The sequence below is a fragment of the Haloferax sp. YSSS75 genome (assembly GCF_046764215.1).
Classification (GTDB): domain Archaea; phylum Halobacteriota; class Halobacteria; order Halobacteriales; family Haloferacaceae; genus Haloferax.
The window spans coordinates 1,410,212-1,426,207 of record NZ_CP177206.1; the positions used below are offsets into that span (position 1 = coordinate 1,410,212).

A 15,996-nucleotide genomic window follows, 5' to 3' on the forward strand; every position below is an offset into this window, starting at 1 on the left:
TTGGAAACTCTCCGCGGTAAATCACGAGGGATTTTTACTCCCAGTTCGTGGGCACCGATATGAGTGGGCCCGAAGCGAGCGACGTCCGATTTGGACTCGAAGTTAGTTCTGGGTTCCTCATCCGCCTCGTCATGTCCGGAGTCGGGTTCATCGGGACGATTATCTTCGCGAGACTGCTCGACCCGTCTCTCTTCGGTGGGTATTACCTGTTGCTGAGTATCGTCCTCATCACCGTCCAACCAATCCAGGGATTCGCAACGGCGGCAAAGAAGCGATTCTCGGAGACCGACGGGTCGAGACAGGAGATTCTCGCGGCGCAACTCGTCGCAATCTCGCTACTCGGTGCAGTCGGTGCAATCGTCGCGTTCACGTTTCAGAGCTCTCTCGTAGATTATTCGGGTGTCGAGGAAGCGGCACTATTGTTTTCGATGCTTCTCGTCACCGTCTCGTTCGTCGAGTCCGTCATGACCGTCATCGAAGGGACCGGTCGCGTGAGTGTCTCGAACCTCGTCGACCTTCTGGGGTCGCTCCTCACGTTTCCGTTCCAACTCGGGTTGGTTCTCTTAGGATTCGGTGCGAGTGGTATGGCGTTTGGACTCGCCATCTCCTCGACGATAACGGGTATCGTCGGCATCGTCGTCCTCGGTGTGACACCTCGGGTTCCGTCGAAAGCGACTATCGACTCGATATGGGAGTTCGGTCGGTTCAGTGCAATCTCTCGACTCGCCTCGAAGGTCCTCGCTCGGACCGACATGGTCCTCCTAGGACTATTTTTCACACCTGCTATCGCGGGCTATTACGAGGTTGCGTGGAAGTTGAGCGTCCCCGCGACACTCATCGGTGTCGTCGTCGGCAACGGGTTGATGGCGCGAGTGAGTAACCTCCAGAGCAAGGGGAACGTCGAGCGCATCAGGATCGACCTGAAAAATGCGCTCTCAGTAACCGGGCTGTTTGCGATTCCGATGTTCTTCGGTGCGCTCGCCCTCAAAGGCGAACTCGCAGTCACGGTATACGGGTCTGGATACCGGGGCGCAGCGGAGTTCTTAGCGTGGATTGTTCTCTACCAACTCCTTCGAAAACAGGCAGACCAACTGTTGAACACCGTCCACGGACTCGACCGGCCGGACGCGACGTTGTTCGTGGACGTTAGTACCCTCGTCCTGAACATCGCTCTGGGAGTGGGGTTGCTGAGCGTCTTCGGACCTGTTGGGGTCGTCTATGCGTCGGTTATCGCAGAGACACTTCGGTTGGTCGGCGGTGTCGTCGTCGTCCGCAGACTCGTCTCGAACCTCGTGTTATTTCCTCGGGCAATCGGAGAACAAATCGTCGCAGGTGTACTCATGTTCGTCGCCGTCGAGGGTATCAACCGGATGGTTCCAGTGCGGTCGTGGGTCGACCTGACCCTCTTACTCCTCGTGGGCGGTGTGACGTACGGAACCGTTCTTGTCTTACTCTCGGACTCGCACCGCACTATCGCCTCGTCGGTGTACGAACAGTTCCGGGACGCAGTCGTCGACTATCGGGGTTGACGAAAACTATCCAAGCGTGACCCGATATCCGGTGGAACGACGGTCTACCCACGGAATAGTAGATGTCTTGAATATTTTTCAGGACCGTTAGCTTCTTCATCGCAGTTACGCGCTGTAAGACCAAATGGTACTCGAACGATTCGGTAGTTGGCGTCTCTTCGTTGAAGGGATTAATATTGCAACTCACAAGGTCGGACACAAAATGGGGGTCATTCCGTGGGGGACGAACGTCGCGGAGGAAGACTGGGATAATCTAATCGTTCTCGACGCGTGCCGGTACGACGTATTCACGGAGTGTCTACACAACGCGGACGAAGAAGTGAAATCCGCACTCGATGGTGAATTGACGTCGGTCAAATCACAATCGTGTTACACCAACCAGTTCCTCCGAAGGTCGTTCGGAGACCGGGACATGACCGACACAGTATACGTGACTGCGTCACCACACCTTTGGAAATCTCTGCACGGAGAACGTGCCAAATTGGATTTGAACTTCCACGCAATCTATCACTCGTGGGAGAAGTCACACCATCCAAAGGACACGGTCGCTGACGCGAAGAAGATGCTCGAGAAATTCCCTAACAAGAAGTTCATCATCCACATCATGCCACCCCACTGGCCGTATCTCGGTGAGATAGGGAAAGAAGCGTTCGGTGACGATGATAGTCCGATGTGGCAAGAGTGGACTGCAGGCCGCCATCACGGTGACGAAGAGACTGTGAAGAGAGCCTATCGTGAGAACATGGATATCGCCCTCGAATACGTCGCTGATCTCATCCCCGAACTCGACGGGCGAACGGTCCTTACCGCAGACCACGGAGAGCTTCTCGGCGATACAATCTGGCCAATTCCGATTCCTGGGTACGGACATCCAGAACTTCACATCCCGGGACTGGTCCAAGTACCATGGATGGTGTGGGACTCGTCCGACAGACGAGAGGTGACTGCCGAGTCGGGTATCGGACACATCCACGTCGACGATAGTAGTGAAGAGGAAGTGAGTAAATCTGCAGAAGAACGCCTCGAATACCTCGGGTACAAGTGAAAGAGTAGCGTTATCCAGTGTACCCCCGTTAGAGAACCGATTGGTCGAGTGCATATGCCGCAGGCGCACGCTGTCGGAGCGACCAACACGGTACCAGTCTCCCCAATTCGCTATCGCGTTCGTCGTACTCGCCTACTAGCCACCGCGGTCTGAACCGAAAACGACCCCAATATCGATTCACACATCGGTCTGGCTCTCACCCCGCTCTCACAATGTTCGGGTTCTCGCACGTCCACTCTCTGAAGAATGTCTGATGGGGGGCGCGGACAAATCCCCCACTTGGCTACTCTCGGTCCAACGTAGTAGGCCTCACTCAGTGTATCCGAGGTGGCGCAATCGAGACTCGACCACTCCGTCGTCGACGCCCTCTCGGTTCGACCCGGGTTCTTCGGTGACGACGTTCCGGCGATTACCATTGTCGTAAACGAGCCACGGTACCTCGACCAATTCTTCGGTGTAGATGCTCTGCGGATGACCCCACTCACGGACTGGGACCGGTCGTGCCCGCTCTCCGACCATGTTCCCGTGGTCTGCGGTGACCACGTGTCGGCCCTCGACGGCCTGCATCACAGTTTCGACGTGCGGGAACGCTTCGTCGAGTGTTTTTCGGTAGAGTCGCCAGACTTCGTCGGCACTGATATCGAGTTTCCCGAACATTATTTCGTGCCAGAAGTCGATGGTCTCGTCGTCACCTTCGTGGAGGTGCCGTTTATCGAACGTCGTGTCGGGGTCGATAAACGGGTAGTGCGGTTGGATGTAGTGGACGAGGATGCGCTTGTCGGGATACTCTTTGGCTGCCTGGAGCGCGTATTTTGCCGTCGTTCCGGGCATGACTGTGTTGTACGTCTCGTCCCATCCCTCGTCTAACCAGACGTCGATGACGGCGTGGAACTCGGCGTCGAGTTCGTCCTCGTGCCGTCTAAACTGCGGGTTCGCCGTGACGTACACGGTGTCGTGCATCGTTCGGCCTTCGAAATTCGCGTGGAGGAACTCCATCGTGTTCGACCCACGTGAGGTTCGTGACTGGAGGTCACCGGGGAGCTGCGATTGCTCTGCGAACATGTCGTAGCGGCAGGCATCGAGAATCTGCAGTACATCCCAGTCTTCGGACACGATGTCGACGCCGTTTGGGTTGTACGAGTGCGTGTCGAATCGGGTGTAATAAAGCCGATTGAGCTCACGCAAAATCAGAGATGGAGCGGAGAGCCCATTTCGCACTTGGTCCAGAGAGTACATCGTTTTCGGAATAACCCAAGTGATATCACAAATAAGGTCCGGTTAGCGTCGTTCGGCCACGTCCCTGCGTCAACACGTGTGTTCAGACGACAAAACGCAGATGACGACTCTACAGATAGCCGAGTGAAGATAGCCGGTCTTCCACGTCTGTGGCCGATTCCGTCTCGTCACCAATAGTAGGAACAGACGCTCCCTCGTCGATTCCCGACGTCTCGATCCACGGGACGATTCGAAGGTCGGGGTATTTGACACCCGGGGGATGCCCCCAGAGGCCGTGTTCACCGACTAAGTTACCATGGTCAGCAGTGATGGCGACTTTCTCTGCGTCCATGTTTCTGAGGAGACGGTCGATTTCGTCGAATGCGATTCGAAGGTTTTCGGCGTAGGCGTCCCACATCTCTTCGAACGGTATTTCGCCGTCGCGGACTTTCTCCCAGACCGTCTTCTCGGTGTTCGCGTGCCCCCAGTCTTCGAGTCGTTGTCCCCTCATCCAGTCGGTTCCGATGAACGGGAGGTGTGGCTGCATCAAATGAATGATCATCCGGTCTGCGCCGAGTTCCTCTCGCTGTCGCCAGTAGTGGATACCCCTGTCGACGAGTGGTTCTGGAAGCGTCGTTCCATTGTCCTCGTCCCAGTTGTGCCGCCACACCTCGTCGAGGACGGCCCACTGTTCCTCGTCAAGGGTATCAGAGAAGGGATTGGCAGTGACGTGGATCGTCCGCGCCATCTCGTCGGCATACTCGTCTGTGAAATTCGAGTCCATCCACCCTTTCGAGTAACTGGCAGTGGAGACGTGGGTGTCGACGTTCGAGATGTAATCGTATTCCGGGGCGACCTCGCGAGTCAGGTCGACGCGAGCAGCGTCGCAGATGACCAGAACGTCCCACTCGCGCTCGAAGATTGGTTGACCGGGTCCAACAGGTGACGAGACAGCGTGGATTCCCCGTGTCGTCTCTTCTCGGAGGAAGTCGGTAATCGTCGCCGCGGCAGCGCGGGGACCACGGTCACGGGCGATTCGGTATGTCGTGGTAAGGTATGGGATTCGAGGCAGTTGCATGACAGGTGGCGTTCTAGAATATCTGGTCGTTTCTTGAGGGGGAGTGAGTGTGGACGGTAATAACAGTACGGAAGCGGAGGCGACATTTAAACGTTCCAAGGGAATCACGACTACCAACGACCACGTCCTCGGGGGACCTGCTGGGACGTCGGTCAATTACTTATGTACGATAAATCTATCACAGACATGGACGGCAGGTCTATCACGGAGCTTCTACGAGCAGGACTAAAGGACCCTTTACGAGGCGCAGCCTACGTCACAGAACCCGTACGGAAATCGATATTACTGACGCTTTCATCGCGGGTCGCTCTCGGGCAGAATATTTTCTCGGAAGAGTGGGACTTACTCGTCGTCCTCGACACATGCCGTCCCGACGCTCTGAGAGCAGTCGCAGACGACTACGAGTACTTCGACGCGGACGATGTGACGGTTCGGAAGTCGGTCGGGGCGTCGACGCTCGAGTGGACCTCGAATACATTTGTGGAATCGTACCGTGACGAACTCGAACAAACTGCGCTAATATCCGCAAACGGGTGGCCCCAGCGAATCATCGAGGACGGTTACCGCCCAGAAGAACGACACAATGCACGGTTCGCGATGACGGATTGGCAGACTGTCCCAGGTGGTACCCTCGGCAAGCACATCCCTGCGTGGCAGTACGGCGACGGACGTGCTGGGTATTCAGACCAACCACAGGCGGACGCGTCGACAGTAGTCGACTTCACAGTCGAAGTCGGACGTATGGAAGACTTCGACCGAGTCATTGCTCACGTCATCGAACCACATTATCCATTTGCTGCGGCCGCGAAAGCAAGAGGTGCGGACCAGCTCGCAAAGTACGAGCAGAAACCGTGGGATTATCTTCGAGACGGTGGCGACTTGGAGACAGTCTGGAACAGTTACCTCCAAGAACTCCGGTACGGGTTGGACCACATCGAGGTGTTACTCGATAACTTCGACGCAGAAACGGTCGTTATCACGGCCGACCATGGAGAACTGTTCGGCGAGTGGGGGATGTACGGCCACAGTAGTGGGTCCCTCATGCCGCAACTCCGACGAGTCCCGTGGGTCGAAACCACGGCTACCGATTCGGGAACTCACGAGCCGAAGTCGTTCACGCGACAAGAACGGAGTGTTGAAGAGAACCTCGAATCGCTCGGCTACCTGTGAGGTGGACTGTAACAGATTATATATAAATGGATTTTGAATGCAGTAGTATGCAAGCTGTCGTTCTCGCCGCGGGCAAAGGAACCCGCCTCCGGCCACTCACCGAAGACAAACCGAAGGGGATGGTCGAAGTCGACGGGAAACCAATCCTCACCCACTGTTTCGACCAACTCGTCGAACTCGGTGCAGAGAAACTCGTCGTCGTCGTTGGCTACAAGAAAGAGGTCATCATCAGCCACTACGACGACGAGTATCGCGGTGTCCCCATCACCTACACCCACCAGCGCGAACAGAATGGCCTCGCACACGCCCTCCTCACCGTCGAAGACCACATCGACGAGGACTTCATGCTCATGCTCGGGGACAACATCTTCAACGCTAACCTCAGTGATGTCGTCAAGCGACAGCGTGAGGACCGCGCCGACGCTGCCTTCCTCGTCGAAGAAGTCGAGTGGGACCAAGCCTCCCGTTACGGTGTCTGTGTGACGAACGACTACGGAGAAATCACAGAGGTCATCGAGAAACCCGAAGAACCGCCGTCGAACCTCGTCATGACTGGGTTCTACACGTTCACGCCGGCTATCTTCCACGCGTGTCACCTCGTCCAGCCATCGAACCGCGGCGAATACGAGATTAGTGAGGCAATCGACCTGCTCATCCGGTCCGGGCGTACCATCGACGCGATTCGAATCGACGGGTGGCGGATGGACATCGGGTACCCTGAGGACCGCGACGAAGCAGAGGAACGTCTATCCCAAAAAACGGAGGCGTAACCGGACTGTACAGTTCTCGGCTCAGTCACGTGAAAAGCGGAATCACTTAGAAACGTGGCTAGAGAGGTGTCTGGCATGAACGTTCTCATGGCCCCGTATTACTCGGGGAACCCGTATCAGGACCTTCTGATACAACACCTCGAGGAGCGCGGAATCGAGGTGACTGTAGACGAGGAACCGATTCCGTTCACTCCATTCATTTTCTCTATTCTTCTGGACGACATAGACGTCCTCCATCTCCACTGGACACACCCGTATTTCCTCTTCGGGAGTGTCGAGTGGGCCTACAAAATCCCAGGCAGTCGCATCGTCGCGACGCTCGCCGCAGTGTGGTTTCTCGTCCAGGTGAAACTCGCGTCGTACCTGTGCGACCAAATCGTCTGGACGGTTCACAACAAACACAACCACGAAAAGAAGTTTCTCTCACTCGACCGTGCGGTCAGTGAGCGTCTCGTTCGAATCGCTGACACCGTCCAGGTGTGGGACGACCGAACTCGTGACGAACTCGAGTCGTACCTCGACACCGACATCGACAACACGGTCGCGATTCCACACGGAAATTACGACCCGGTGTACGAGGACAATCGTTCCATATCGACCGAAGAAGCCCGTGAGAGACTGGGCATCGAGGAGTACGAACGAGTGTACCTGTTCTTCGGGATGATTCGTCCGTACAAACAGGTGCCTAAACTCCTCGAGACGTTTCGGCGCGTGAGCACCGCAGATGAATGTCTCGTCGTCGCCGGCAACCCGATGTCGTCGAGTGAGACTCCCGAGATTCGGGCACTCGCGGGGGAACAGCCCAACGTCGTCACCGACCTCAGGTATATTCCGAACGAAGAGGTACCCACCTACTTTGCAGCGTGTGACTTCGGGGTGTTCCCATATCGGGACATCTTTAGCTCCGGGTCTGTCGTGTTGAGCCTCACGTTTGGCTGTCCAGTCATCGCACCAGACGCGGGGTGTATTCCATCTATCGTCCCAGAGGGGAACATCGTCTACGACGAACTCGAAGACGGGTTCGACGATGCACGAGTGCTCTCGTCGGAAGAACGTGACCAGCTACGAGAACTGAATCGAGATGCTGCGATGACGAACCACGACTGGGACGACATCGCAGAACAGTTCGAACTCGTCTATCGAGGCACATACGCGGCGTAAAAGGCCAGATTTCGGGGGGCTGCCTGGGCGACACGAAATTGGAAGAGGCTGTGCCGAACCTACGCGTTCGTCTTCTCGACCAGATTCGGCGTCAACAACCCGTAGACGTACCCGAAGCCAACGGCGGCAGTAAAGACGAAGATTGCAATCAACTGCTGGACCTTCGCCATCGACGGGTCTCTCACGAGGTTCTTGATTCGGTCGACGACGTAGACGAGCATCAAATCACGCAGATAGTCGTTCTTGTCACCCGACGCCTCGGGGTACAGAAGGTCCATCACACGCTTCGAGTAGCCCTGCCAGAACGACCGGAAGACAAGCCAGTCGAACTCCGTCCGGTACTCGAACAGTTTGTGATTCACGCGTGCCTGTTTGTTGTAGATGACGCGCTTGCCGGTGTTGTTGTAGATTCGGATACAGACCGGTGCCTCGTGCGCCTGCACGTGCTTGTCACCTTTGCGACCGGTGTTCGTGTCGTACCCACCTGCTTCGAGGAAGACGTCGCGCTTGAAGGAGATGTTCGACCCGTAGGTGTTGCGAACTTCCTCCATGTGCTCACCGAAGCCACGTTCGTCACAACCGACGAGCCAGTAGAACTCTTCGGGGAAGAAGTCGGGCTTGCGGGCGACCCAGTCGGGGACGACGTGGCCGCCGACTGCGACAGCGTCGGGGTTCTCCTCGTAGGTCTGGACGAGTTTCTCTATCCAGTCGGGTTCGGCCGTCGCGTCGTCGTCTATCATCGCGACGACGTCTCCCGACGCGAGTTCGGCACCCTTGGTCCGACTGTAGGAGATGCCCCGGTTCTCGTCGTTGATGTGGAGCACGGCGTCGTCGAGGTCACCGAAGTCGTCTTCGACGCGAGCGAACACCTCCTCGTTTCCATCGACGACGATGACGACTTCGAGGGGTTCGTAGGTCTGTTCGAGGACACTCTCGACGGTCTCAGAGAACGACTCGTATCGTTCCATCGAGTACGTACAGACCACGACGGAGACTTTCATGAGTCGGAGTTACCGAAGAGTGCCGAATAAGCATTGTCCTTCGGTTTGAAAGCAGCTATTTCCGTCGACACAGCCTATCACAAGGCTTATGAACGGCTTGACGGTTGTTGGTCACAATGAGCGACGAGCAACCAGAGCATTCGCCCTCCGTAGCGGATCTCGCTCGCGACTGGTATCACATACCGGTCCTCTCGACAATCGTCCTCGTCATGCTGTGGATACGCCTCCGCAGTTACGACGCGTTCGTTCGAGAGGGCTCGGTGTTCTTCTCAGGAAACGACGCCTGGTATCACCTCCGCCAGGTGGAATACACCGTCCGGAACTGGCCCACGACGATGCCGTTCGACCCGTGGACCGAGTTCCCCTTCGGTCGAACTGCGGGTCAGTTCGGGACGGTTTACGACCAAATCGTCGCGACTGCTGCGCTGGTCGTCGGACTCGGTAGTCCGTCGTCCGAACTCGTCGCCAAGACGCTCTTGGTCGCACCCGCCGTCTTCGGTGCGCTAATCGCCATCCCGACGTATCTCATCGGGAAACGCCTCGGTGGCCGTCTCGGTGGCCTCTTCGGTGCCATCGTCCTGATGCTCCTCCCCGGGACGTTCCTCCGCCGTGGTCTCGTCGGGTTCGCAGACCACAACATCGCAGAACCGTTCTTCATGGGCTTTGCTGTCCTCGCTATCATGGTCGCCCTCACGGTGGCCGACAGAGAGAAACCCGTCTGGGAACTCGTCGAAGCCCGTGACCTCGACGCGCTCCGTGAACCCCTGAAGTGGTCCGCCCTCGCCGGTGTCGCGACGGCCATCTACATGTGGTCGTGGCCGCCGGGTATCCTTCTGGTCGGCATCTTTGGTCTCTTCTTGGTCCTCAAGATGGTCTCGGACTTCGCTCGTGGACGCTCGCCCGAACACGCTGCGTTCGTCGGCGCAGTCTCGATGTCAGTGACGGGCGTGCTGATGTTCGTCCCACTCGAGGAGATGACGTTCGGTGTGACCGACTTCGGCTTCCTGCAACCGCTGTTCTCGTTCGGTGTCGGCCTGGGGGCAGTGTTCCTCGCCGCCCTCGCTCGCTGGTGGGAGTCGAACGACGTCGACGACCAGTATTACCCCGCAGCTGTCGGTGGTATCATGCTCGTCGGGTTGGTGCTGTTCTCGCTCGTCCTCCCGAGTGTCTTCGGTTCGATTGCACGCAACTTCCTCCGGACGGTCGGATTCAGCGCCGGTGCGGCGACTCGCACCATCGGTGAGGCACAACCGTTCCTCGCAGCGAACATCCTCCAATCGACCGGTCTGACGGCAGTCGACCGTATCATGTCGGAGTACGGGTTTACGTTCTTCACCGGCCTCGTCGCAGTGATTTGGCTCGTCGCCAAGCCACTCGTCCGCGACGGTGAGACGCGGAAAATCGGCTACGTCGCCGGTGGACTCGGCGTCATCGGCCTGCTGTACTTGATTCCGGCCATCCCGGACGGAATCGGTGGACTCATCGGCGTCGATTCGTCGCTCGTCAGTCTCACTATCGTCACCGCACTCATCGTCGGTGCGGTCATGCAGGCAGACTACGAGAGCGAGCACCTCTTCGTTCTCGTGTGGGCCGCCATCATGACGTCGGCCGCCTTCACGCAGGTTCGTTTCAACTACTACCTCGCAGTCATCGTCGCCGTGATGAACGCGTACCTCCTGCGCGAGGTACTCGGCATCGACTTCATCGGCCTCGCGAACGTCGAGCGACTGGAAGACGTTTCGTACGGTCAGGTCGCCGCCGTGGCGATGGCGATTCTACTGGTCCTCACGCCGGTTCTCGTCGTCCCGATTCAACTCGGAAACGGCGGGACGACAGACACCGCGATACAGGCTTCGAACACCGGTCCGGGGACCGTCACCCAGTGGGACGGAACCCTCGACTGGATGCAGAACAGCACACCCGAGGAGGGTGAGTTCGGCGGCGCGTCGAACCAGATGGAGTACTACGGCACGTACGAGTACGCAGACGACTTCGACTATCCGGACGGGTCCTACGGCGTGATGTCGTGGTGGGACTACGGGCACTGGATAACCGTCCTCGGCGAGCGCATCCCGAACGCGAACCCGTTCCAGGGTGGCGCGACGGAGGCGGCGAACTACCTCCTCGCCCCCGACGAACAGCAGGCCGAATCGGTCCTCACCTCGATGGGTGACGACGGCGAAGGAGACCAGACGCGGTACGTCATGGTCGACTGGCAGATGGTCTCGACCGAGTCGAAGTTCGGTGCGCCGACTGTCTGGTACGACGAGTCGAACGTCTCGACGACTGACTTCTACGACCGAATCTACCGGTTGCAGGAACAGAACGGACAGACGCGCATCGCCGCGGCGACGAACGTCAAAGACCAGCGCTACTACGAGAGCCAGATGGTGCGTCTCTACAGGTTCCACGGCAGTGCTCGCGACCCGTCACCGGTCGTCGTCGACTGGGACGAACGGACGTCTGCAAACGGTGATGTCACGTTCAAAGTGACGCCGTCCGACGGAGAGGCCATCAAGACGTTCGACAACATGAGCGCCGCCGAGGCGTACGTCGAGCGCGATGGGTCGTCGCAGATTGGTGGCATCGGAACGTTCCCCGAAGAACGAGTCGAGGCGCTCGACCACTACCGCCTCGTGAAGTCGTCGAACAGTTCGGCACTTCGCTCGGGGTCCTTCCAGAACTCGCTCATCCGCGCGGGCAACACCTACGGCATCCAACCGCAGGTCCTCCTCGGCAACAACCCGGCGTGGGTCAAGACGTTCGAACGCGTGCCCGGTGCGACTGTCGAGGGCAGCGGTGCCCCGGCGAACTCGAACGTGACCGCGAGCGTCGAGATGCGTGACCTCACGACGAACACGACGTTCACCTACGTCCAACACGTCCAGACGGACGAAAACGGTGAGTTCACCATGACGCTGCCGTACTCGACGACTGGCTACGACGACTACGGCCCCGAAAACGGCTACACCAACGTCAGCGTCCGTGCGACGGGTGACTACACCTTCACCGGACCGACGTCCTTCGAGGGCAACAACACCATCGTCGGCTATCAGGCACAGAACGTCAGCGTCGACGAAGGACTCGTCAACGGTGCCGAAGACGGCACTGTCGACGTGACGCTCGAACGCACGGAACAGGAACTGACGTTCACCAACCAATCGTCGGACGACTCGAACGACGTCGACGCCGACGCGGTCAGAACGGCAGTCGCCGCGTAACGACGGCGCTCGACGGGTTTCGTTATCTCTCATTTCTTCGGTCACCACGGGACGAGTGGCAACCATCGGTGACGAAACGCGTTCAAGAAGAGGAGAAAAGAGAAGACGGGTGCGAGTGGTCGGTGAGTCAGGCGAACGAGTGGGCGGCGAATCAGACGAACGAGTGGGCGGCGAATCAGACGAGCGACTCGTAGTCGATGCCGTCTCGGCGAGTCACGATGCGACGGCCGTCGATGACGATTCGTTCGCGCATCTCGTCGAACTCGTCGTCGAGTGCGGCGAACTCGTCCCAATCGGTGGCGACGAGCGCAGCGTCAGCACCGGAGAGTGCGTCTGCGGCGGTAGACGTGTACTCGATGTCGGGGAACACCTCTCGCATGTTGTCGACGGCGACTGGGTCGTAGCCGACGACGTCTGCACCGGCGTCGAGGAGAGCGTCGATGAGCGGGATTGCACGCGACTCTCGGATGTCGTCGGTGCCGGGTTTGAACGACAGGCCGAGCACGGCGACTCGTTTTCCGTCTGGGTCGAACCGGTCTTCGAGCAGGTCGAGCATCCGAAGAGGTTGCTGGTCGTTGACGTCGACGGCGGCCTGCAAGAGACGCGGTTCGTAGCCGCGAGCACGCGCAGCAGCGATGATGGCGGCCGTATCTTTCGGGAAACACGACCCGCCCCATCCGAGGCCGGCACCGAGGAACGCCGACCCGATGCGTGAGTCGAGGCCAATGGCGTCCAGTACCGCCTTCGAGTCGACGTCGAACTCTTTGCAGATGTTCGCAAGGTCGTTCGCGAGGCTGATTTTCGACGCGAGGAACGCGTTGTTGGCGTACTTTATCATCTCGGCTTCGCGGATACCCGTGGTGATGACGGCCGGGTCGTCGGCGCGTTCGACGAGTGGGGCGAAAATCGCTTCGAGCGTCTCGTGGGCCCGGTCGGTGGTCGCACCGAGGACGATTTTGTCTGGGCCGAGGAAGTCCTCGACTGCGGTCCCTTCACGGAGGAACTCGGGGTTCATTCCGACGTCGAAATCCTCGCCGACTGTCAGGCCCGACGCCGCCTCGATTCGCGGGGCGATGATTTCCTCGGTGGTCGTCGGCGTCACCGTACTCTTGGTGACCACCAGGTGGGAGCCCTCTTTCTCTCGGAGCGTCTCACCGAGTGCCGCGGCGGCGGCCTTCATCGCACCAAGGTCGATACTGCCATCGTCGTTCGAGGGCGTCGGCAACGCGAGAAACGTCGCGTCGGTGTCGAGAATCTCGTCGTAGTCGGTGGTCGCACGGAGTCGGGTCCCAGCGTACTGCTCGACGAGTTCGTCGAGTCCGGGTTCGTGAATCGGTGCCCGCCCGTCGTTGAGCGATTCGACGATATCCTCGTCGATGTCGACGTTGACGACGTGGTGGCCGAGGTCAGCGAAACACGCCGCGACTGTCGTCCCGACGTATCCGCTGCCGATGATACTGAGCTTCATTGGAATCAATGTGACCACCCGCCGATTTCATTCTTTCCGAGTCAATTCATCGAAGAAAGACGTCGCCCCGAGCGGATTTCGGTGACAGAGGGACAGGCTCACGACCGACGGCGTATCACGTAACGGTGGACTGATATGGATGCCAAAGAAGATTCGCACAACCAAATGTCGACGCACGAAGACGAGCGTTCGGTTCCCCTCTCGTGGCTCGTTCTCTATCTAAAGGGCATCTGTATGGGTGCCGCGGACGCTGTCCCCGGTGTCTCCGGCGGGACAATCGCTCTCGTCACCGGCATCTACGAGCGACTCATCAGTGCAGTGACTGCAATCACGCCCGACCGTATCGGACGCGTCCTCGGCGGTGTCGTTCCCGGGCGACGAAACGACGCCGTCGACGCCTTGCGTGAAGTCGACGCCGGATTCCTCGTCGTCCTCGGTGCGGGTATCGCCACCGCGATTATCACCGTCACACGCGTCCTCACGGTTGCTATCGACCAGTTCCCCGTCCCGACGTTCGGATTCTTCTTCGGACTCATCGCCGCGTCGGCAATCGTCCTCTACGCGCAGGTGTCGCTCGAAGGGACCCGACAACTCGTCGCCGCAGTTGCCGGGTTCACTGTCGCGTTCGTCGCCTCTGGCAGCGTCGGCACCGCGCTCGGGAACTCGCTGTCGGTGACCGTCGTCGCCGGCGCAATCGCCGTGAGTGCGATGATTCTCCCCGGCATCTCCGGGTCGCTGCTACTGTTGCTCCTCGGCCAGTACGAGTACATGACGGGGACGCTCAGCGAGTTCGTCGACACGCTCATCGACGTCGTAACCGGTGGTCCCGTCTCTGCGCTCGTCGAACCGGGAACCATCGTCGTGGCGTTCATCGCCGGCGCACTCGTCGGCCTGTTCACGATTGCGCACGCGGTTCGGTGGGCACTCGAACATTATCGCCGACCGACGCTCGCGTTCCTCGTCAGCCTCATCGTCGGGGCCCTCCGGGCACCGGTGGTCAAAACGACCGAGAAACTCGGCGAACTCGGACAGTCGTGGTCGCTCGAACTCTTCGGAATCTTCGCACTCGCGGCAGTCGTCGGTGCGATACTCGTCTTACTGGTCGACCGCTACACGGAAGTCATCGAGTCGTAACGCAGGGCAGAGGCCGCAGGAAAAAGACGGCTTATTCGCGTGGGACGGCGATGTTGCGAACCGACCCGCCGCAAGAGGGACACGCGGCGACGTGATTTTGACTGACCGTCCGGGACCCACAGGAGCGACACTCGAAATACCCTTCCGACGCACTGTACCCGTCGATTACCGAGTTGTGTATTGCCATGACAAGGTCTAACATACTTTTCAATATAACGTTTGTCCTGATATACGCTAGTTTGTTCTAGGAAACTAGTACAATCTACTCAGATGCGTTTACCACGACAATCTATAACGATTTTTAATATATGATTATGAGATTTTGGCCCTGTTCACCGGCGGGCGACGACGACGAACGTCTCGTGTCGCGTCTCGCCGTGCGTAACGGTGAATCCGACGGACTCGAAGGCGTCGACGGCGTCGGCGAGCGCGAACCGTTCTGTCGTCGGGGGTCCAGACGCCCCCTCACCAGTCGCAGACCAGTCGACGACGACTACGGTGCCACCCGGTCGGACGACGCGTGCGAGTTCAGCCATCGCCTCGTCGCTCTCGAACTCGTGGTACGTCATCGTCGAGAAGGCGGCGTCGAGATAGTCGTCGTCGAACGGGAGTGACGCGACGTCCGCGGTGACGAACTCGACGTTGTCGGGCGTGCCCTTCTGTCGGTAGAAGTCGTGCATCTCCGCTTGGACGTCTACTGCGTGGAGGGTCTGGACGTACGGCGCGACGTCGTCGGTGAAAAAGCCCGTTCCGCTTCCGAGGTCCGCGACGACGTCGTTCGCACCCGGTCCGAGCGACGAGAGGAGTTCCTCTCGCGACACGAACCGGTACCGTGCGGGGTCGTCGAGTTTCGCCGCCGAGTCGACGTCGAACGTGTGAAAGCCCATAGGAGAACTGCGGACGGCGTGAGGTAAGACCCATCGGTTCGGGACGCTCGTGTCCGGACGCTACCAATCCGCTCGTGAATCTGCCGACGACGATGGGCTTTTGCGTCCCGACAATCACTCACACACATATGGAACCCCAACTTCGACGGCCGACGCGCCGCGCTTGTGAGCGCTGTGGTCGAGTAGAACGCTGGGACGACGACGCGGCGACGTGGCGTGTTGCGTCGGAAGACGGCGAAAAACAGGTCGGCAGTCCGTTCTGTATCCACGAGTGGGACATCAACGGGCGCTTCGCACCCTTCGAAGAAGCGGTCTGA

14 protein-coding genes are annotated in these 15,996 nt (G+C 58.8%); 8 read left to right on the plus strand and 6 right to left on the minus strand.

Features of this window, described 5'->3' with window-relative positions:
* The first annotated feature begins 59 nt into the window (after window positions 1-59).
* Together ACK3R5_RS07485 and ACK3R5_RS07490 are read left to right on the plus strand one after the other, a co-directional pair.
* A complete protein-coding gene (locus ACK3R5_RS07485; RefSeq protein ID WP_411968548.1) occupies window positions 60-1,529 on the plus strand; it encodes a lipopolysaccharide biosynthesis protein in 1,470 nt (489 codons plus the stop codon).
* Between the two features lie 562 nt (window positions 1,530-2,091).
* The gene (locus ACK3R5_RS07490) at window positions 2,092-2,574 is read left to right on the plus strand and encodes a hypothetical protein (protein ID WP_411968549.1); all 483 of its coding nucleotides are present in this window, start codon (window positions 2,092-2,094) and stop codon (window positions 2,572-2,574) included.
* Window positions 2,575-2,883: 309 nt separating this feature from the next.
* Here ACK3R5_RS07490 and ACK3R5_RS07495 read toward each other — a convergent pair whose 3' ends face one another.
* Together ACK3R5_RS07495 and ACK3R5_RS07500 are read right to left on the minus strand one after the other, a co-directional pair.
* The gene (locus tag ACK3R5_RS07495) at window positions 2,884-3,687 is read right to left on the minus strand and encodes a hypothetical protein (protein ID WP_411968550.1); all 804 of its coding nucleotides are present in this window, start codon (window positions 3,685-3,687) and stop codon (window positions 2,884-2,886) included.
* 232 nt (window positions 3,688-3,919) lie between these two features.
* The gene (locus tag ACK3R5_RS07500) at window positions 3,920-4,867 is read right to left on the minus strand and encodes a hypothetical protein (protein WP_411968551.1); all 948 of its coding nucleotides are present in this window, start codon (window positions 4,865-4,867) and stop codon (window positions 3,920-3,922) included.
* 597 nt (window positions 4,868-5,464) lie between these two features.
* Between ACK3R5_RS07500 and ACK3R5_RS07505 the strand changes: the two genes are divergently transcribed.
* From ACK3R5_RS07505 to ACK3R5_RS07515, 3 genes are all read left to right on the plus strand, one after another.
* Window positions 5,465-6,037: a hypothetical protein gene (locus tag ACK3R5_RS07505; RefSeq protein WP_411968552.1), complete on the plus strand. Its 573-nt coding sequence runs from the start codon at window positions 5,465-5,467 to the stop codon at window positions 6,035-6,037.
* A 47-nt stretch (window positions 6,038-6,084) separates the two neighbouring features.
* The gene (aglF, locus tag ACK3R5_RS07510) at window positions 6,085-6,807 is read left to right on the plus strand and encodes a UTP--glucose-1-phosphate uridylyltransferase AglF (protein WP_411968553.1); all 723 of its coding nucleotides are present in this window, start codon (window positions 6,085-6,087) and stop codon (window positions 6,805-6,807) included.
* A 75-nt stretch (window positions 6,808-6,882) separates the two neighbouring features.
* On the plus strand, window positions 6,883-7,968 hold the full coding sequence (locus tag ACK3R5_RS07515) for a glycosyltransferase family 4 protein (RefSeq protein ID WP_411968554.1): 1,086 nt from the start codon (window positions 6,883-6,885) through the stop codon (window positions 7,966-7,968).
* Window positions 7,969-8,027: 59 nt separating this feature from the next.
* Here ACK3R5_RS07515 and aglG read toward each other — a convergent pair whose 3' ends face one another.
* On the minus strand, window positions 8,028-8,969 hold the full coding sequence (aglG, locus tag ACK3R5_RS07520) for a glucosyl-dolichyl phosphate glucuronosyltransferase (RefSeq protein WP_411968555.1): 942 nt from the start codon (window positions 8,967-8,969) through the stop codon (window positions 8,028-8,030).
* A 116-nt stretch (window positions 8,970-9,085) separates the two neighbouring features.
* On the opposite strand from aglG, the gene ACK3R5_RS07525 reads away from it, so the two are divergent.
* Window positions 9,086-12,190, plus strand: coding sequence for an oligosaccharyl transferase, archaeosortase A system-associated (locus ACK3R5_RS07525; RefSeq protein ID WP_411968556.1), 3,105 nt, complete (start codon window positions 9,086-9,088; stop codon window positions 12,188-12,190).
* A 175-nt stretch (window positions 12,191-12,365) separates the two neighbouring features.
* Here ACK3R5_RS07525 and aglM read toward each other — a convergent pair whose 3' ends face one another.
* Window positions 12,366-13,658 carry a UDP-glucose 6-dehydrogenase AglM gene (gene aglM / locus ACK3R5_RS07530; protein WP_411968557.1) on the minus strand — a complete coding sequence of 431 codons (1,293 nt, stop codon included), beginning with the start codon at window positions 13,656-13,658 and terminating at the stop codon, window positions 12,366-12,368.
* A gap of 165 nt (window positions 13,659-13,823) precedes the next feature.
* Here aglM and ACK3R5_RS07535 point away from each other — a divergent pair, with 165 nt between their 5' ends.
* Window positions 13,824-14,792, plus strand: coding sequence for a DUF368 domain-containing protein (locus ACK3R5_RS07535; RefSeq protein ID WP_411968647.1), 969 nt, complete (start codon window positions 13,824-13,826; stop codon window positions 14,790-14,792).
* Window positions 14,793-14,823: 31 nt separating this feature from the next.
* Here the strand turns inward: ACK3R5_RS07535 and ACK3R5_RS07540 are convergent, their stop codons facing one another.
* Together ACK3R5_RS07540 and ACK3R5_RS07545 are read right to left on the minus strand one after the other, a co-directional pair.
* Entirely contained in the window at window positions 14,824-14,994 is a 171-nt protein-coding gene (locus tag ACK3R5_RS07540; protein WP_411968558.1) for a rubrerythrin-like domain-containing protein, read from the minus strand.
* Window positions 14,995-15,124: 130 nt separating this feature from the next.
* Complete coding sequence (locus ACK3R5_RS07545) at window positions 15,125-15,679, minus strand: class I SAM-dependent methyltransferase (protein WP_411963448.1); 555 nt, start codon at window positions 15,677-15,679, stop codon at window positions 15,125-15,127.
* Window positions 15,680-15,807: 128 nt separating this feature from the next.
* Between ACK3R5_RS07545 and ACK3R5_RS07550 the strand changes: the two genes are divergently transcribed.
* Entirely contained in the window at window positions 15,808-15,996 is a 189-nt protein-coding gene (locus ACK3R5_RS07550; protein WP_411963449.1) for an HEWD family protein, read from the plus strand.

Excerpts from the sequence above, each read along its gene's own strand:
- ACK3R5_RS07485 (WP_411968548.1), top strand. The coding sequence starts at position 60 with ATGAGTGGGCCCGAAGCGAGCGACGTCCGATTTGGACTCGAAGTTAGT.
- ACK3R5_RS07490 (WP_411968549.1), top strand. The coding sequence starts at position 2,092 with ATGCTCGAGAAATTCCCTAACAAGAAGTTCATCATCCACATCATGCCA.
- ACK3R5_RS07500 (WP_411968551.1), bottom strand. The coding sequence starts at position 4,867 with ATGCAACTGCCTCGAATCCCATACCTTACCACGACATACCGAATCGCC.
- ACK3R5_RS07505 (WP_411968552.1), top strand. The coding sequence starts at position 5,465 with ATGACGGATTGGCAGACTGTCCCAGGTGGTACCCTCGGCAAGCACATC.
- aglF (WP_411968553.1), top strand. The coding sequence starts at position 6,085 with ATGCAAGCTGTCGTTCTCGCCGCGGGCAAAGGAACCCGCCTCCGGCCA.
- ACK3R5_RS07515 (WP_411968554.1), top strand. The coding sequence starts at position 6,883 with ATGAACGTTCTCATGGCCCCGTATTACTCGGGGAACCCGTATCAGGAC.
- aglG (WP_411968555.1), bottom strand. The coding sequence starts at position 8,969 with ATGAAAGTCTCCGTCGTGGTCTGTACGTACTCGATGGAACGATACGAG.
- ACK3R5_RS07525 (WP_411968556.1), top strand. The coding sequence starts at position 9,086 with ATGAGCGACGAGCAACCAGAGCATTCGCCCTCCGTAGCGGATCTCGCT.
- aglM (WP_411968557.1), bottom strand. The coding sequence starts at position 13,658 with ATGAAGCTCAGTATCATCGGCAGCGGATACGTCGGGACGACAGTCGCG.
- ACK3R5_RS07535 (WP_411968647.1), top strand. The coding sequence starts at position 13,824 with ATGTCGACGCACGAAGACGAGCGTTCGGTTCCCCTCTCGTGGCTCGTT.
- ACK3R5_RS07540 (WP_411968558.1), bottom strand. The coding sequence starts at position 14,994 with ATGTTAGACCTTGTCATGGCAATACACAACTCGGTAATCGACGGGTAC.
- ACK3R5_RS07545 (WP_411963448.1), bottom strand. The coding sequence starts at position 15,679 with ATGGGCTTTCACACGTTCGACGTCGACTCGGCGGCGAAACTCGACGAC.
- ACK3R5_RS07550 (WP_411963449.1), top strand. The coding sequence starts at position 15,808 with ATGGAACCCCAACTTCGACGGCCGACGCGCCGCGCTTGTGAGCGCTGT.